The sequence below is a fragment of the Streptomyces hamibioticus genome, assembly GCF_047946815.1.
In the GTDB taxonomy this organism is placed as follows: domain Bacteria; phylum Actinomycetota; class Actinomycetes; order Streptomycetales; family Streptomycetaceae; genus Streptomyces.
The window spans coordinates 2747404-2762131 of sequence record NZ_JBKKQY010000001.1 but is presented as its reverse complement, the minus strand read 5'-3'; the positions used below and the strand labels follow the sequence as shown (position 1 = coordinate 2762131).

General features: G+C 71.7%; 12 protein-coding genes. 7 read left to right on the top strand and 5 right to left on the bottom strand.

The annotated features are described in order from the left end of the window. The first annotated feature begins 92 nt into the window (after positions 1-92). Positions 93-1241 (top strand): GGDEF domain-containing protein, encoded by a 1149-nt coding sequence (locus tag ACLGIH_RS12200; RefSeq protein ID WP_416525271.1) that lies wholly within the window; start codon positions 93-95, stop codon positions 1239-1241. Positions 1242-1353: 112 nt separating this feature from the next. Beyond that, entirely contained in the window at positions 1354-2892 is a 1539-nt protein-coding gene (gene hutH / locus ACLGIH_RS12195; protein WP_416529356.1) for a histidine ammonia-lyase, read from the top strand. Here the strand turns inward: hutH and ACLGIH_RS12190 are convergent. Continuing rightward, complete coding sequence (locus ACLGIH_RS12190) at positions 2889-3842, bottom strand: IS481 family transposase (RefSeq protein ID WP_416525270.1); 954 nt, start codon at positions 3840-3842, stop codon at positions 2889-2891. The two genes, hutH and ACLGIH_RS12190, sit on opposite strands and share 4 nt — an antisense overlap. A gap of 218 nt (positions 3843-4060) precedes the next feature. Beyond that, positions 4061-4438 (bottom strand): hypothetical protein, encoded by a 378-nt coding sequence (locus ACLGIH_RS12185; protein ID WP_416525269.1) that lies wholly within the window; start codon positions 4436-4438, stop codon positions 4061-4063. Positions 4439-4547: 109 nt separating this feature from the next. Here ACLGIH_RS12185 and ACLGIH_RS12180 point away from each other — a divergent pair, with 109 nt between their 5' ends. The 3 genes from ACLGIH_RS12180 (at position 4548) to ACLGIH_RS12170 (ending at position 10055) form a co-directional block, all read left to right on the top strand. Further along, a complete protein-coding gene (locus ACLGIH_RS12180; RefSeq protein WP_416525268.1) occupies positions 4548-4952 on the top strand; it encodes a hypothetical protein in 405 nt (134 codons plus the stop codon). 225 nt (positions 4953-5177) lie between these two features. Next, positions 5178-6428 (top strand): L,D-transpeptidase, encoded by a 1251-nt coding sequence (locus ACLGIH_RS12175; protein ID WP_416525267.1) that lies wholly within the window; start codon positions 5178-5180, stop codon positions 6426-6428. A 354-nt stretch (positions 6429-6782) separates the two neighbouring features. Beyond that, positions 6783-10055, top strand: coding sequence for a S8 family peptidase (locus ACLGIH_RS12170; protein ID WP_416529355.1), 3273 nt, complete (start codon positions 6783-6785; stop codon positions 10053-10055). Positions 10056-10104: 49 nt separating this feature from the next. On the opposite strand, the gene ACLGIH_RS12165 is transcribed toward ACLGIH_RS12170, so the two are convergent. Further along, the gene (locus ACLGIH_RS12165; protein WP_416529354.1) at positions 10105-11052 is read right to left on the bottom strand and encodes a helix-turn-helix domain-containing protein; all 948 of its coding nucleotides are present in this window, start codon (positions 11050-11052) and stop codon (positions 10105-10107) included. A gap of 160 nt (positions 11053-11212) precedes the next feature. On the opposite strand from ACLGIH_RS12165, the gene ACLGIH_RS12160 reads away from it, so the two are divergent. Continuing rightward, entirely contained in the window at positions 11213-12256 is a 1044-nt protein-coding gene (locus ACLGIH_RS12160) for an NAD(P)-dependent alcohol dehydrogenase (protein WP_416525266.1), read from the top strand. Positions 12257-12291: 35 nt separating this feature from the next. After that, positions 12292-13098, top strand: coding sequence for an SDR family oxidoreductase (locus ACLGIH_RS12155; RefSeq protein WP_416529353.1), 807 nt, complete (start codon positions 12292-12294; stop codon positions 13096-13098). Here the strand turns inward: ACLGIH_RS12155 and ACLGIH_RS12150 are convergent. Together ACLGIH_RS12150 and msrA are read right to left on the bottom strand one after the other, a co-directional pair. Beyond that, on the bottom strand, positions 12995-13945 hold the full coding sequence (locus tag ACLGIH_RS12150) for a DUF5829 family protein (RefSeq protein ID WP_416525265.1): 951 nt from the start codon (positions 13943-13945) through the stop codon (positions 12995-12997). The two genes, ACLGIH_RS12155 and ACLGIH_RS12150, sit on opposite strands and share 104 nt — an antisense overlap. Before the next feature lie 111 nt (positions 13946-14056). Next, positions 14057-14725, bottom strand: coding sequence for a peptide-methionine (S)-S-oxide reductase MsrA (gene msrA, locus ACLGIH_RS12145; RefSeq protein ID WP_416525264.1), 669 nt, complete (start codon positions 14723-14725; stop codon positions 14057-14059). Between the last annotated feature and the right edge of the window lie 3 nt (positions 14726-14728).

The following is a 14728-nucleotide window of genomic DNA, read 5'->3' as shown; positions in this document are numbered from 1 at the left end:
GAGTCCGCCCCCTTCTCACCCACCTCGCCCGCTTCCTCCCCGTTCGCCCCGATAATCTCCCCCTTCTTCCTAAACATCCCTAGCCTGGTGAGATGGGTGAGGACAGACACCTCGCGGCCGTCGTGGCGCTGGCGCAGGGCATGGCCGCCGCGCACAGCCTGCGCGACGCCTGGCGCGCGGCGGCCCTGGGCGGGTGCCGGGCGCTGGGCGGCAGCTTCGCCGCCCTGTCGGTGTGGGAGCGGGAGCTGGGCCGTCTGCGGGTCCTGGTGAACGTGGGGGAGCGGGCGCCGGACGAGGAGGAGTTCCCGGAGGACGAGTCCTACCCGGTGCACCAGTTCGCGGAGATCACCGAGTTCCTGCACGAACGGTGGGCCGGGGGCGGCGAGCCCGGCGCCTGGGTGGAGACCGCCGAGGGCCCGGCCGTCGGGCGGCCCGGCTACGTCCAGCAGCGCGTCGCCGCCCTGCGTCGCCGCGGGCGCGGCTGCTGCGTGGTGGCGCCGATCGTGCTGCACGGGCGGGCCTGGGGCGAGCTGTACGTGGCCCGCAGGGTGGGCGAGCCGGTCTTCGAGCGGGCCGACGCCGACCTCGCCACCGTCCTGGCCTCCGTCGTCGCCGCCGGGATCGCGCAGACGGAGCGGCTGGAGGAGGCGCGGCGGCTGGCCTACACCGACGCGCTCACCGGTCTCGCCAACCGCCGGGCCGTGGACGCCCACCTGGACGAGGCCGTGGAGCGGCACCGCCGGGAGGGCATCGCCGTCAGCCTCGTCGTCTGCGACCTCAATGGGCTCAAGCGGGTCAACGACACCCATGGGCACGCCGTCGGCGACCGGCTGCTGGAGCGTTTCGGGTCGGTGCTGTCGGTGTGCGGGGCGATGGTGCCGGGGGCACTGGTGGCGCGGCTGGGCGGCGACGAGTTCTGCCTGCTCGCGGTGGGGCCGCCCGCCGACGCCGTGGTCAAGGCGGCCGACGAACTGTGCCGCCGGGCCGGGGAGCTGGAACTCGGCGACGGGGTCGCCTGCGGGGTGGCGTCCACGGAGGACCCGGTCGGACCGGTCCGCTCCGCCCGCCGGCTGTTCCGGCTCGCCGACGCCGCTCAGTACCGCGCCAAGGCCGAACGGGCGACCAGACCGGTCGTCGCCGGCCGGGAGGGACCGGACGATCCCGTCGTACGGCTCGCCGACGAGCCGTCCCACGAGGAGAACGGCGAGCGCCGCAGGTTCCGGGGGCGGCACGCGCCGTAGCGGCCCCGCCGCTGCAAGGGTGGGTGTCGGGTGTAAGGGGTGCTGTAAGGGGCGCCCCTCGGTCCCACTAGTGACATCATCGAATTCACTGCGTACGCTCCTGAATATGGATATGCACACTGTGGTGGTGGGGACGTCCGGGGCCACCGCGTCCGACGTCCTCGCCGTGGCGCGCGGCGGCGCCCGGGTCGAGCTCTCCGAGGAGGCGGTGGCGGCGCTGGCCGCGGCCCGCGAGATCGTGGACGCGCTGGCCGCCAAGCCCGACCCCGTGTACGGCGTCAGCACCGGCTTCGGCGCCCTGGCGACCCGGCACATCAGTCCCGAACTGCGCGCCCGGCTCCAGCGCAACATCGTCCGCTCGCACGCCGCCGGCATGGGTCCGCGCGTCGAGCGGGAGGTCGTCCGCGCCCTGATGTTCCTGCGGCTGAAGACCGTCTGCTCCGGCCGCACCGGCGTCCGCCCCGAGGTCGCGCAGGCCATGGCGGACCTCCTCAACGCCGGGATCACCCCGGTCGTGCACGAGTACGGCTCGCTCGGCTGCTCCGGCGATCTCGCGCCGCTGTCCCACTGCGCCCTCGCGCTCATGGGCGAGGGCGAGGCCGAGGGCCCGGACGGCACCGTGCGCCCGGCCGCCGAACTGCTCGCCGCGCACGGCCTCGCGCCCGTGGAACTGCGCGAGAAGGAGGGCCTGGCCCTCCTCAACGGCACCGACGGCATGCTCGGCATGCTGGTCATGGCCCTCGCGGACCTCGACACCCTCTACAAGTCCGCCGACGTCACCGCCGCGCTGACCCTGGAGGCGCTGCTCGGCACCGACAAGGTGCTCGCCCCCGAGCTGCACGCCATCCGCCCGCACCCCGGGCAGGCCGCCAGCGCCGCCAACATGCTCGCCGTGCTGAAGGGCTCGGGTCTGACCGGCCATCACCAGGACGACGCCCCGCGCGTCCAGGACGCCTACTCGGTGCGCTGCGCCCCGCAGGTCGCCGGCGCCGGGCGGGACACCCTGGCCCACGCCCGCCTGGTCGCCGAGCGCGAACTGGCGTCGGCGGTGGACAACCCCGTCGTCCTGCCCGACGGGCGCGTCGAGTCCAACGGCAACTTCCACGGCGCCCCGGTCGCCTACGTCCTCGACTTCCTCGCCGTCGCCGTCGCCGACCTCGGCTCCATCGCCGAGCGGCGCACCGACCGGCTGCTGGACAAGAACCGCAGCCACGGACTGCCGCCGTTCCTCGCCGACGACGCCGGCGTGGACTCGGGTCTGATGATCGCCCAGTACACGCAGGCCGCCCTGGTCAGCGAGCTGAAGCGGCTGGCCGTACCGGCGTCGGCGGACTCCATCCCGTCCTCCGCGATGCAGGAGGACCACGTGTCCATGGGCTGGTCGGCCGCGCGCAAGCTGCGCACCGCCGTCGGCAACCTCACCCGGGTCATCGCCGTCGAGCTGTACGCGGCGACCCGCGCGATCCAGCTCCGCGAGGGGCTCGCCCCGGCGCCCGCGACCCGGGCGGTCATCGACGCCGTACGGGAGGCGGGTGTCGAAGGGCCCGGCCCCGACCGCCATCTGGCGCCGGACCTGGCCGCGGCGGAGGCGTTCGTCCGGGACGGCCGGCTGGTCGCGGCGGCGGAGACGGTCACCGGGCCGCTGCGCTAGGTGTATTGCCCTGTGAGGTTGGGGACGCGGCTGGCGGGTGGCTGGCCCTTGAGCGCGGTGTGTCCGCGGTGGTGATTGTAGGTGTGCAGCCAGCTGGGGAAGGCGTCACGTCTTTCCTGCTCTGACTGGTAGGGGCGGGCGTAGGCCCACTCGTCGAGCAGGGTGCGGTTGAAGCGTTCGACCTTGCCGTTGGTCTGGGGCCGGTAAGGCCGGGTTCGCTTGTGGGTGATCCCGGCCGCTGCCAGCGCGTCGCGCCAGGCACGGGAGCGGTAGCAGGAGCCGTTGTCGGTCAGGACCCGCTCGACGCTGATTCCCGCCTGTGCGAAGAAGGTCTGGGCCCGCTGCCAGAAGCCGGTGGCGGTCTCCTTCTTCTCGTCGGTGTGTATCTCGCTGTAGGCCAGGCGGGAGTGGTCGTCGACGGCGGTGTGCAGGTAGCTGTAGCCGACGCTGGACCGTTTGGCACGACCGGCCTGGCGGCCGAGGACCTTGTGGCCGCCGCCGTCGGGGATGTTGCCCAGCTTCTTGATGTCGACGTGGACCAGCTCGCCGGGCTTGTCGCGTTCGTAGCGGCGTATGACACGGCCCGTTGCCCGGTCCAGATGGGCGAGGCGGGCCAGGCCGTAGCGGGTCAGGACCCGATGCACGGTCGAGGGCACCAGGTGCAGCAGGTGCGCGATGCGAGCCGGGCCCCACCGGCGCAGCACGCGGACCTTGATGATGCGCCGCTCGGTGCGGGTCGGGGTGCGGCGCGGGCTCGTGTGCGGGCGGGAGGACACATCACTCATCCCGGCCTCGCCGGACGCCCGGTAGCGGTCGGCCCACCGCTGAGCGGTGGTGGGCGAGACCTGGAAGCGTTCAGCGGCCCGGCGAAGAGTCCAGCCGTCCTCGACCACGCAGCGGGCCAGACGCAGCCGTCCAGTCTCGGTCAGGGGTGCATTACGGTGGGGCACGAGGGCCTTTCTGTTGGTGTAGACGTCGCAATCCACACCGAACCGGAAGGCCCTCACCTGTTCAAGATCCCTCAGCCGAGACCTGGCTCACCCGTCCACAACCTCCCCGGACAGAACAGCTAGGGCGGGTCTCCCGCGAGCAGGCCGAGGGGCCGGCCACCGGAGGTGTGGACCGGCCCCAAAAGCTCGTCAAGAATCGGTCAGGGAAAAGAAAAGGATCAAAAACCGAGGCGTTCGCGGCGCACCGAATACACCACGAAACCGGCGCCCAGCGTCAGGAACGCGGTGCCGCCGATGACGTACGGCGTGCTGTCGAAGCTGCCGGTGTCGGCCAGTCTGACCTCGGCGCCGGCGGCCGTCGCCCCGGTGTCCGCCGTGCCGTCCGCCGTGCCGTCCGCCGAGCCGTCCGCCGTGCCCTCGGAGGCGGCCCTCGCCTGCTCGGTGACCTGCGGCGACGCACTGCTGGACGGGGTGTTCGGCGGGGTGTCTCCCGCCGGACCGTCCGAGGAGGCGTTCGCGGACGGGACGAACCACAGGGCGCACAGCAGGGAACCCGCGGCGGTGGCGGTCAGCAACGGACGGCGAGCGGATGACACGGAATATCGATCCCCTTGTGGCGCTGGCGAATTGGCCGTGTGGGGCGATGTTAGTGAAAGGCGCGGGTCACAGGAAAGTGACGGGAGCCTGCGACCGTACGCTCCGGGTATGAGTACTCCTGAGACATCACGTTATGTCCGTCTTCGCGTCGAGCTGGTCCTGGAAGTCGAGGACGACGAGGCGGTCACCGGCGCCGCGTTGCAGCGGATCGCCGACCAGTCCGGGCGGGGGGAGCTGCCCGACGCGGAACGGACCCACGCCGAGAGTGCTGTGACGGAGGACACCGCGGAGGCCCTCGCCTACCTCGTCGACCCGTTCGACCTGGTCAGCGAGGTGCCCGGGATCGAACTCCAGCAGGCCTCCTGGAGCTGTGAGCAGATCGACTACGACCCCGACTCGCCGGACTGGGACCTCGACGAGGATGATGACGGCCAGTACGGCGAGGACGGCGAGGCCGGCCGAGACGACGGGGCCGACGCCGCGGAGAACGGCGCGGAACGTACGGTCGGCTGACGCGGTTCGGGGAACTCATGGCCCCGGGCGGCAACCGCTGCCCGGGGTTTCGTCGTCTCAACCGGCGCACCGGTCGACACCCGCGCCCCCGGCCGCATCCGCGGTGGACGTGGTGTGTCCCACACCTCGGGGGCATGGGGAACGGGACGAACCGGTCGTAGCGTTGGAAGTCTTGACGGGGGATCTTGGGGTTTTGGGGATTCGGTAACGATGGAGAAGCGTGTGATGACGGACGGTAAGCGGCGCAGGGGCCTCATGGCCGCGTCCGCCCTGCTCGGCGGTGTCCTGGTGCTCTCGGCCTGTTCCGGCGGCGAGGACGACGCCTCCGGCGGGGGCAACGACGACACCTCGCAGTCCACGGTCGACAAGGCCGCGGCCGAGAAGAGCTCCGAGGCCCAGATCAAGATCACCCCCAAGGACGGCTCCAGCAACGCCTCCATCAACAACTCCGCCGCGGTGACCGTGAGCAAGGGCACGCTCACGGAGGTGAAGATGACCACCACCGAGGGCACCGAGGTCAGCGGCGAGATATCCGCGGACAGGACCAGCTGGAAGCCCAGCGGCCAGCTGGAGCGGGCCACCACCTACAAGGTGACGGCGACCGCCAAGGACTCCGAGGGCCGCGCCGCCCACGAGAACGCCTCGTTCACCACCGTCTCCCCGGCCAACAGCTTCATCGGCACCTTCACGCCGGACGACGGCACCACGGTCGGCGTCGGCATGCCCGTGTCGATCAACTTCGACAAGCAGATCACCAACAAGGCCGACGTCCAGAAGGGCATCACGGTCAGCTCCAGCAGCGGCCAGGAGGTCGCCTGCCACTGGTTCAACACCCAGCGCATGGACTGCCGCCCCGAGAACTACTGGCAGGAGGGCTCGACCGTCACCCTCAAGCTCGCCCTCGACGGCGTCGAGGGAGCCGAGGGCGTCTACGGCGTCCAGCAGAAGACGGTCACCTTCAAGATCGGCCGTAACCAGGTCTCCTATGTCGACGCGAAGACCAAGCAGATGAAGGTCACGCAGGACGGCAAGACCATCAAGACCATCCCGATCTCCGCCGGCTCCCCGGAGAACAAGACCTACGAAGGCCAGATGGTGATCTCCGAGAAGTTCAAGGAGACCCGGATGAACGGCGCCACGGTCGGCTTCACCGACGACGACGGCGAGGGCGAGTACGACATCAAGGACGTCCCGCACGCCATGCGCCTGAGCACCTCCGGCACCTTCATCCACGGCAACTACTGGGGTGCCAAGTCCATCTTCGGCAACGCCAACACCAGCCACGGCTGCGTCGGCCTGGCCGACGTCAAGGGCGCCGACGACCCGAACACGCCGGGCGCCTGGTTCTACGACAACTCCCTCATCGGTGACGTGGTCGTCGTCCAGAACACCGGCGACAAGACCATCGCCCCGGACAACGGCCTCAACGGCTGGAACATGGACTGGGCCCAGTGGAAGGCGGGTTCGGCGATCTGACGCCCCCGCACCCGGCCCCACCGATGCCGCCGTCCGCCCTCCCGGGCGGGCGGCGGCATCGTCGTATGCCGGGCCCAACGCGGTCGCCGTGTAACGGAGTTCGCGCGATCACGTAACAGCCGGCAGGCGGTTTCCGCACGGTCCGTCCCATCGGCCCACGCACCGTTGAGCGGCTGATCACCCCCCGGAATACTGCGGGTTTCGGGGGGCTGCGCACACGCGCACGAGACCACCCCCGGCCGGGTGAACGGGATTCACCCGGTACTTCGGCAAGGGGGAGACTTGCGCAGACACCTCAACAGGGCGTGCGCGGCCACGGTCGCCGCGGCGGCTGCCGTGGCCCTCGCGGCGGGCATGACCAGCCCGGCCGCGGCCGACGGCAACCGGACGGCGGCCGACGCCGACCGGACCGCCGGCACCGCAGCGCCCTCCGTCAAGGCCAAGCACCGTGTCACGCTGATCACCGGTGACCGGGTCGTCGTCGACGCACAGGGCCGGGTCACCGGCCTGGAGCGCGCCGAGGGCCGTGAGCACATACCCGTCCAGATCCGCAGGGCCGCCGGGCACACCCTCGTCGTCCCGGCCGACGCCGCCCGCCTGGTCGCCACCGGCAAGCTCGACCAGCGCCTCTTCGACGTCACCGAACTCGCCAAGGCCTCGACCCGCAAGGCCCAGAAGAACGGCCTCAAGGTCATCGTCGGCTACCGGGGAGCGGCCGCCGCCACCAAGTCCGAGGTGCGCGACGCCGGCACCCTGCGCCGCGCCCTGAAGTCCCTGAACGCCGACGCCGTACAGACCCCGCACCAGGACACGCCCGGCCTGTGGGCCGCGGTCACCGACGGCGAGAAGGCCGCCTCCGGCATCGCCCACGTCTGGCTCGACGGAGTCCGCAAGGCCAGCCTCGACAGGTCCGTACCGCAGATCGGCGCCCCGAAGGCCTGGGCCTCGGGCTACGACGGCAAGGGTGTGAAGATCGCCGTCCTGGACACCGGCGTCGACGCCACGCACCCCGACCTGAAGAACAAGGTCGTCGCGGCCAAGAACTTCACCCCCTCGCCCGACGCCACCGACAAGTACGGCCACGGCACCCACGTCGCCTCCATCGCGGCGGGCACCGGAGCCAAGGGCGGCGGGAAGTTCAAGGGGGTCGCCCCGGGCGCCGAACTGCTCAACGGCAAGGTGCTCAGCGACGACGGCTACGGCGACGACTCCGGCGTCCTCGCCGGCATGGAGTGGGCCGCCGCGCAGGGCGCCGACATCATCAACCTCAGCCTGGGCGGCGGCGACACCCCGGAGATCGACCCGCTGGAGGCGCAGGTCAACAAGCTCTCCGCGGAGAAGGGCATCCTCTTCGCCATCGCCGCCGGCAACGAGGGCGACGGCGAGCGGACCGTCGGCTCCCCGGGCAGCGCCGCCGCGGCCCTCACCGTCGGCGCGGTCGACGACAAGGACCGGCTGGCCGACTTCTCCAGCCGCGGCCCCGGCCTGGACGGCGCCGTCAAGCCCGACGTGACCGCGCCCGGCGTCGACATCACCGCCGCCTCCGCCAAGGGCAGCCTCATCGCCCGCGAGGAGGGCGAGAAGCCCGCCGGGTACGTCACCATCTCCGGTACGTCGATGGCGACCCCGCACGTCGCGGGCGCCGCGGCGCTGCTCAAGCAGCAGCACCCGGACTGGACGTACGCCGAACTGAAGGGCGCGCTCACCGCGTCCGCCAAGAGCGGCAAGTACACCCCCTTCCAGCAGGGCTCGGGCCGCATCCAGGTCGACAAGGCCGGCAAGCAGACCGTGATCGCCGACCCGGTGTCGCTGAGCTTCGGCGTCCAGCAGTGGCCGCACACCGACGACAAGCCGGTGACCAAGCAGCTGACGTACCGCAACCTGGGCACCGAGGACGTCACGCTCAGCCTCTCCGCGACCGCCACCGGCCCCAAGGGCAAGGCGGCCCCGGCCGGCTTCTTCACGCTCGGTGCCGGCAAGGTCACCGTCCCGGCCGGCGGCAAGGCCTCCGTGGACCTGACCGTCGACACCAGGCTCGGCGGGACCGTCGACGGCGCCTACTCGGCGTACGTCACGGCGACCGGCGGCGGGCAGAGCGTCCGGACCGCGGCGGCCGTGGAGCGCGAGGTCGAGTCGTACGACGTCACGCTCAGGACCGTGGGCCGCGACGGCAAGCCCGCGAAGGACTACTCGACCGACCTGGCCGGCATCTCCGGTCTCGCCGCCGGCCAGTGGTTCGCCCCGTACGACGCCGACGGCACCGTGACCGTCCGCGTCCCCAAGGGCGGCTACGTCCTCAACTCCGCGATCTACGTGGGCGACGACCCGGAGACGTACCGCGGCGCCGACTGGCTCGCACAGCCCAGGCTGAACGTCACCAAGAACACGACGATCACCCTGGACGCCCGCACCGCCAAGCCGGTGAAGATCACCGTGCCGGACAAGGCCGCCAAGTCCGAGTTCGCCTCGGCGGACTTCGCCGTGGAGACCCGCGACGGCGTCAACGCCTTCGGCTGGTGGCTCGACTCGTACGCCAACTTCCGCACCCGGCACCTCGGTCCGCAGATCACCGACGGCTCGCTGTACCAGCAGTGGGACGGCCACTGGACCAAGGGCGGCAAGGAGCAGTACGACACCGTCGCCGGCGGCACGGTCAAGCAGCTCGCCACCGGCTACACCCGCCACTACAAGAAGGGCGACCTGGCCACCCTGAAGACCGGCCTGGGCGCCTCCGCGCGCGGCAAGCAGGGCGCCGTCTCCGCGATGGGCGAACTGCCCGGCAGCTTCGGTGCCTCCGCGATCGGCGTCCCCCAGTCCCTCCCCGGGACCCGCACCCTGCACCTGTCCACCCAGGGCGGCGTGCGCTGGGACGTCAGCTTCGAGCAGTACGGCGGCAAGGACGCCGACGGCTGGCCGGTCAGCGAGGCCTACTACACCCTCGGCGCCCCCAAGAAGTACCAAGGCGGCAAGAGCTACGCGACCACCTTCAACACGGCCGTCTTCGGCCCGCGGCTCACCGCCGACTTCGGGTTGTTCCGCGACGGCAACAGCATCACCGGCATCGTCCCGCTGTTCGCCGACGGCAAGGGCCACGCGGGGTCCTCGCTGTTCAGCTCGGTCAGCACCACCCTGTACCGCGACGGCAAGAAGGTCGGCTCGAACAAGGACCCGCTCTTCGGCGAGGGCCAGTTCACCGTCCCGTCCGGTGACGCCAAGTACCGGCTGACGACGTCGGTCAAGCGCAGCGCCAAGGTCGCGGCGGCCTCCGGCCGCATCGACGCCAGCTGGACGTTCCGCTCGAAGAAGACCGCCGACCTCACCAAGCTGCCCGCCTCCACGGCCCGCTTCCACGCGGCCACGGCCCTGGACAGCACCGTGCCGTCCGGCAAGACGGTCGCCATCCCGGTCACCGTCGAGGGCACCGCGGTCGGCAAGAACCTCAAGTCGCTGACCGTGTACGTGTCCTACGACTCCGGCAAGACCTGGAAGAAGACCAAGGTCAGCAAGGGGAAGATCAAGGTCAAGAACCCGGCGAAGGGGAAGTCGGTCTCCTTCCGGGCCACCATCGCCGACAAGAAGGGCAACACGTCGACGATCTCGATCTACGGCGCCTACTCCGGTAAGTGACCCATGGGTGAGCGGCCCGCCGGAAGTTCTCCTTCCGGCGGGCCGTTCCTCATGCCGTCAGCCGCTTCGCCGCCGCGTCCGTCCCCCAGCTCGCCAGCAGCCGCAGGGCCTCCGCCGACGGTGAACCCGGCTCGGCGTGGTAGGTCACCAGGGACTGGTCCACGTCGTCCACCAGGCGGAACGTCTCGAAGGACAGGGTCAGCTCCCCGACCAGCGGATGGCGCAGCCGCTTGACGCCGTGGCTCTTCTCCTTCACGTCGTGCGTGGCCCACAGCCGCCGGAACTCCTCGCTCTTCACGGAGAGTTCCCCGACCAGGGCGGCCAGCCGCGGGTCGTCCGGGTGACAGCCCGCGTCCATGCGCAGATAGCTGACCATGTCGGACGCCTTCTGGTCCCACTCCACGAACAGCTCGCGGTAGCCGGGGTTCAGGAACACCTGCCGCGCCCAGTTCCGCTCCTGCGCCGGCAACTGCCCCCAGTCCCCGAACAGCGCCGCGGCCATCCGGTTCCAGGCCAGGATGTCCGACCGCCGCCCCGCGACGTACGCCGGGACCGTCTCGACCGAGTCCAGCAGCTGCCGCAGCGCCGGCCGCACCTGCTGGGCCCGCGCCGCCGGCCTCTTCCGGTGCTGCTTCGGCTTCGCCAGATGCAGCAGATGCGCGTGCTCGGCGTCGGTCAGCCGCAGCGCGCGGGCGATCGAGTCCAGTACCTCCGCCGACACGTTCCGCCCGTTGCCCTGCTCCAGCCGCGTGTAGTACGCCACCGACACCCCGGCCAGCTGCGCCAGCTCCTCCCGGCGCAGTCCCGGTACCCGGCGGCGCCGGCCGAACGACGGCAGCCCCACGTCCTCCGGCTTCAGCCGGGCCCGCCGGGTGCGCAGGAACTCGCTCAGCTCGGCACGCCGGTCCAGGCCGGCGCCGGCCGCGCCGTCCGCCGGTGCGGTCTCCGGCTCGCGCTCCGGTGCGGTCTCCGGCCGGGGGCCGAGCTGCTCGTCCATGCCGTCCATGCCGTCCAGTATTCACGGTCGTACGCACAGGAGCCTGTCCCCGCCAGTGGTAGGCACGCTGGACGTAGGAAGAACCGTGGTCTGGGTCAGGGCCCGCGGCGGCGGCAGGCTGGGGGCATCCCAAGAGTCACGAGAACCTGGAGCAACCGGCATGACCACTGTCGCCGCGTACGCAGCACCGGCCGCCAAGGCTCCGCTGGAGCGCACCACCATCGAGCGCCGGGCCGTCGGCGAGCACGACGTTCTGATCGACATCAAGTTCGCCGGCATCTGCCACTCCGACATCCACCAGGTCCGCGAGGGCTGGGGCGAGGCGATCTTCCCGATGGTCCCCGGCCACGAGATCGCCGGCGTCGTCTCCGAGGCCGGCCCCGGCGTCACGAAGTTCGCCGTCGGCGACCGGGTGGGCGTCGGATGCATGGTCGACTCCTGCCGCGAGTGCGAGAACTGCCGCGCCGGTCAGGAGCAGTACTGCACCGGCTCGGGCATGGTCGGCACGTACAACGCCATCGGCAAGGACGGCGAGCCCACCCACGGCGGCTACTCGCAGAAGATCGTCGTCGACGAGAACTACGTCGTCCGCATCCCCGAGGGGATCGCCCTGGACGAGGCCGCGCCGCTGCTGTGCGCCGGCATCACCACCTACTCGCCGCTGAAGCACTGGAACGCCGGTCCCGGCAAGAAGGTCGCCGTCCTCGGCATGGGCGGCCTCGGCCACATGGCCGTCAAGCTCGCGCACGCCCTCGGCGCCGAGGTGACCGTGCTGTCCCAGTCCCTGCGCAAGAAGGACGACGGCCTGCGACTGGGCGCCGACCACTACTACGCCACCAGCGACCCGGCCACCTTCGAGCAGCTCGCGGGCACCTTCGACCTGATCGTCTCCACGGTGTCGGCCCCGCTCGACTTCGGCGCCTACCTGGGGCTGCTCAGGACGGACGGCGCCCTGGTGAACGTCGGCGCCCCGGAGGAGCCGATCTCCCTCAACCTCTTCTCGGTGATCGGCGGGCGCAAGACCCTGGCCGGTTCCATGATCGGCGGGATCCGCGAGACGCAGGAGATGCTGGACTTCTGCGCCGAGCACGGCATCGGCGCGGAGATCGAGCTGATCGGCGCGGAGGAGATCAACGACGCGTACGAGCGGGTGCTCGGCAGCGACGTGCGGTACCGGTTCGTGATCGACACGGCGACGATCTGACCTGTTGGGGGTGCCGGCGGAAAAGTTCCCCGCTTCTGTCACACTCCCGCCCCGCCCCGGGTCATGGCGGCAAGGGCACCCTCGGCAGCCACGTCGTCCCCCTGCTGCGCGCGGCCGGCCACGAGGTGCGGGTCCTCACCCGGCGGGCCCGCGCCGCCGCGGACGGCGTCGAGTACGTCACCGGTGACCTGCTCACCGGCGAGGGCGTCGGGGCCGCGGTCGACGGCGCGGAGACCGTTCTGCACCTGGCGGGCGGCCCCAAGGGCGACGACACGGCGACCCGCGCCCTGGTGGCCGCCGCGGCCGGGACCGGCGTACGGCACCTGGTGTACATCTCGGTCGTGGGAGCGGACCGGGTGCCGCTGACCTGGCTGCGGACCAAGCTGGAGTCGGAGCGGGCCGTCGCCGGGTCGGGCATCGGCTGGACCACCCTGCGGGCGGCCCAGTTCCACGACCTGGCTTTGACCATGGCCGAGAAGCTGGCGAGGCTCCCCGTGCTCCCGGCACCGGGCGGTGTCCGGCTCCAGCCGGTCGACTCCCGGAAGGTGGCCGCCCGGCTGGCCGAGCTGGCCCTCGGCGCTCCGGCCGGGCCGGTCCCGGACCTGACCGGGCCGCGCCTGTACGACCTGCCCGCGCCGGTCCGTCCCTACCTGGAACTCCACGGCCGCCGGCGGCGCCCGGTCCTGCCGGTCCGGATCCCCGGCAAGGCGGGACGGGCCTACCGCGCGGGCGCGAACCTCACCTGCCGCCCTCGAAGGTCCACACGGCAAGCGGGCCCGGCCCGACGACGAGCGCGGAGTTCCCGATCCGCTCCTCGTGCCGGTACGGGACCGGCCGGTTGAGGGACATCCCGACCTCTCGCAGGCCCGCCTGGTCGCGGGGCACGGCGTCCAGCCGGATCGTCGTGCCGCCGCCCTTGGCGACGACACCGTCGCCGCCGGCCGTCGGCCGGACGGCGAACCCGCCGGCGCGCAGCAGCGGCACCGTGTTGGCCAGGTCCCGCTCGGTCACGCCGATGCGCACGGAGGTCACGTCCCGCATCAGGTGGTCGCGGTAGTCGTCCGACAGGTAGCGCTCACGGCCGACGTCACCGGGACGGCTCGCGGGCTCGGTGTTGCTGCGCGCGTCGGCGAAGTACTCCGGCCGGTACTCCATCCCCCACGCCCCGAAGGCGTCGTACCGGTCGGTGGTGAACACGGCGTCGAACCACGGCACCGGGACGCCGTCACCGAAGTCCCGCGTCTGCTGGAACCGGATGGGATCGGTGACCCCATGGTCCGGCAGCCGTTCGACGACCTCGGCCAGATCACCGGCGCGCTCGGCGGAGACCCCCATCCCTCCTGCCCCGAGCGTGCCGTCCTGACCGGGCAGATCACCCACGCCGAACAGCTCCAGGTACGTCTCACGGCCCATCAGGTAGCGGCCGGTCCAGGTCTGCCCGCCGGACCCGGTCGTGGTGCGCACCTGGAAGTTGGCGAAGTCCCGCAGATAGGCGGAGTGCTCGACGGCGTCGGCGGTCTCCCGGTCGAGCACACCGTAGGCGTGGTTGTAGTACAGCAACTGCCGCCCGCCCGACGCCCCACCGTCTCCGGCCTGCGCCACCGCCCCACCCCCGGCGGCCACCGCGAGGGCGGCGGCGAGAACCAGGACGACCCGTAACACCCTTCGACACGCCTGTCGCAGCAGCATGCGAGCGAGCGTATCCCGGAGGCCCGGCCTCCGCGGCGGTTCGCGGGAACCGGACCCGGCCGTCGGCGTTGCGGACGCCGGTCAGCGGGTCCGGTGGGGCTTGCCCGCCCGTCAGCCGGACGCGGGCGCCACCCCGATCGGGCAGGACACGCCCGTCCCGCCGATTCCGCAGTACCCTGCGGGGTTCTTGTCCAGGTACTGCTGGTGGTAGCCCTCGGCCGGGTAGAAGGGGCGGCCCTCGGACGGGAGGATCTCCGTGGTGATCGTGCCGTGGCCCGAGGCGGTCAGGACCTTCTGGTAGGCGTCGCGGGAGGCCTCCGCGGCGGCGGCCTGGGCGGGGGAGTGGGTGTAGATCGCCGAGCGGTACTGCGTGCCGACGTCGTTGCCCTGGCGGAAGCCCTGGGTCGGGTCGTGGGACTCCCAGAAGGTCTTCAGGAGGGTCTCGTACGAGATCAGCTCCGGGTCGTGGACCACCCGGACCGCCTCCGTGTGGCCGGTCAGGCCCGAGCAGACCTCCTCGTAGGTGGGGTTTTCCGTGTAACCGCCCTGGTAGCCGACCAGGGTCGTCCAGACACCCTCCGGGAGCTGCCAGAACTTGCGCTCGGCGCCCCAGAAGCAGCCCAGGCCGAAGTCGGCGACCTCCAGGCCCTCGGGGTACGGACCGAGGAGCGGGTTGCCGAGGACGGTGTGGCGGTCGGGGACCGTGAATTCCGGCTCCGGGCGACCTCGCAGGGCCTGCTCGGGGGTGGGCAGCTGGGGCGTACGGCTGTGCGGGAACATGCG

Bases quoted from the DNA above. Each gene is read 5' to 3' on its own strand.
- ACLGIH_RS12200 (WP_416525271.1), top strand. From the start codon at position 93: ATGGGTGAGGACAGACACCTCGCGGCCGTCGTGGCGCTGGCGCAGGGC.
- hutH (WP_416529356.1), top strand. From the start codon at position 1,354: ATGCACACTGTGGTGGTGGGGACGTCCGGGGCCACCGCGTCCGACGTC.
- ACLGIH_RS12180 (WP_416525268.1), top strand. From the start codon at position 4,548: ATGAGTACTCCTGAGACATCACGTTATGTCCGTCTTCGCGTCGAGCTG.
- ACLGIH_RS12175 (WP_416525267.1), top strand. From the start codon at position 5,178: ATGACGGACGGTAAGCGGCGCAGGGGCCTCATGGCCGCGTCCGCCCTG.
- ACLGIH_RS12170 (WP_416529355.1), top strand. From the start codon at position 6,783: ATGACCAGCCCGGCCGCGGCCGACGGCAACCGGACGGCGGCCGACGCC.
- ACLGIH_RS12165 (WP_416529354.1), bottom strand. From the start codon at position 11,052: ATGGACGAGCAGCTCGGCCCCCGGCCGGAGACCGCACCGGAGCGCGAG.
- ACLGIH_RS12160 (WP_416525266.1), top strand. From the start codon at position 11,213: ATGACCACTGTCGCCGCGTACGCAGCACCGGCCGCCAAGGCTCCGCTG.
- ACLGIH_RS12150 (WP_416525265.1), bottom strand. From the start codon at position 13,945: ATGCTGCTGCGACAGGCGTGTCGAAGGGTGTTACGGGTCGTCCTGGTT.
- msrA (WP_416525264.1), bottom strand. From the start codon at position 14,725: ATGTTCCCGCACAGCCGTACGCCCCAGCTGCCCACCCCCGAGCAGGCC.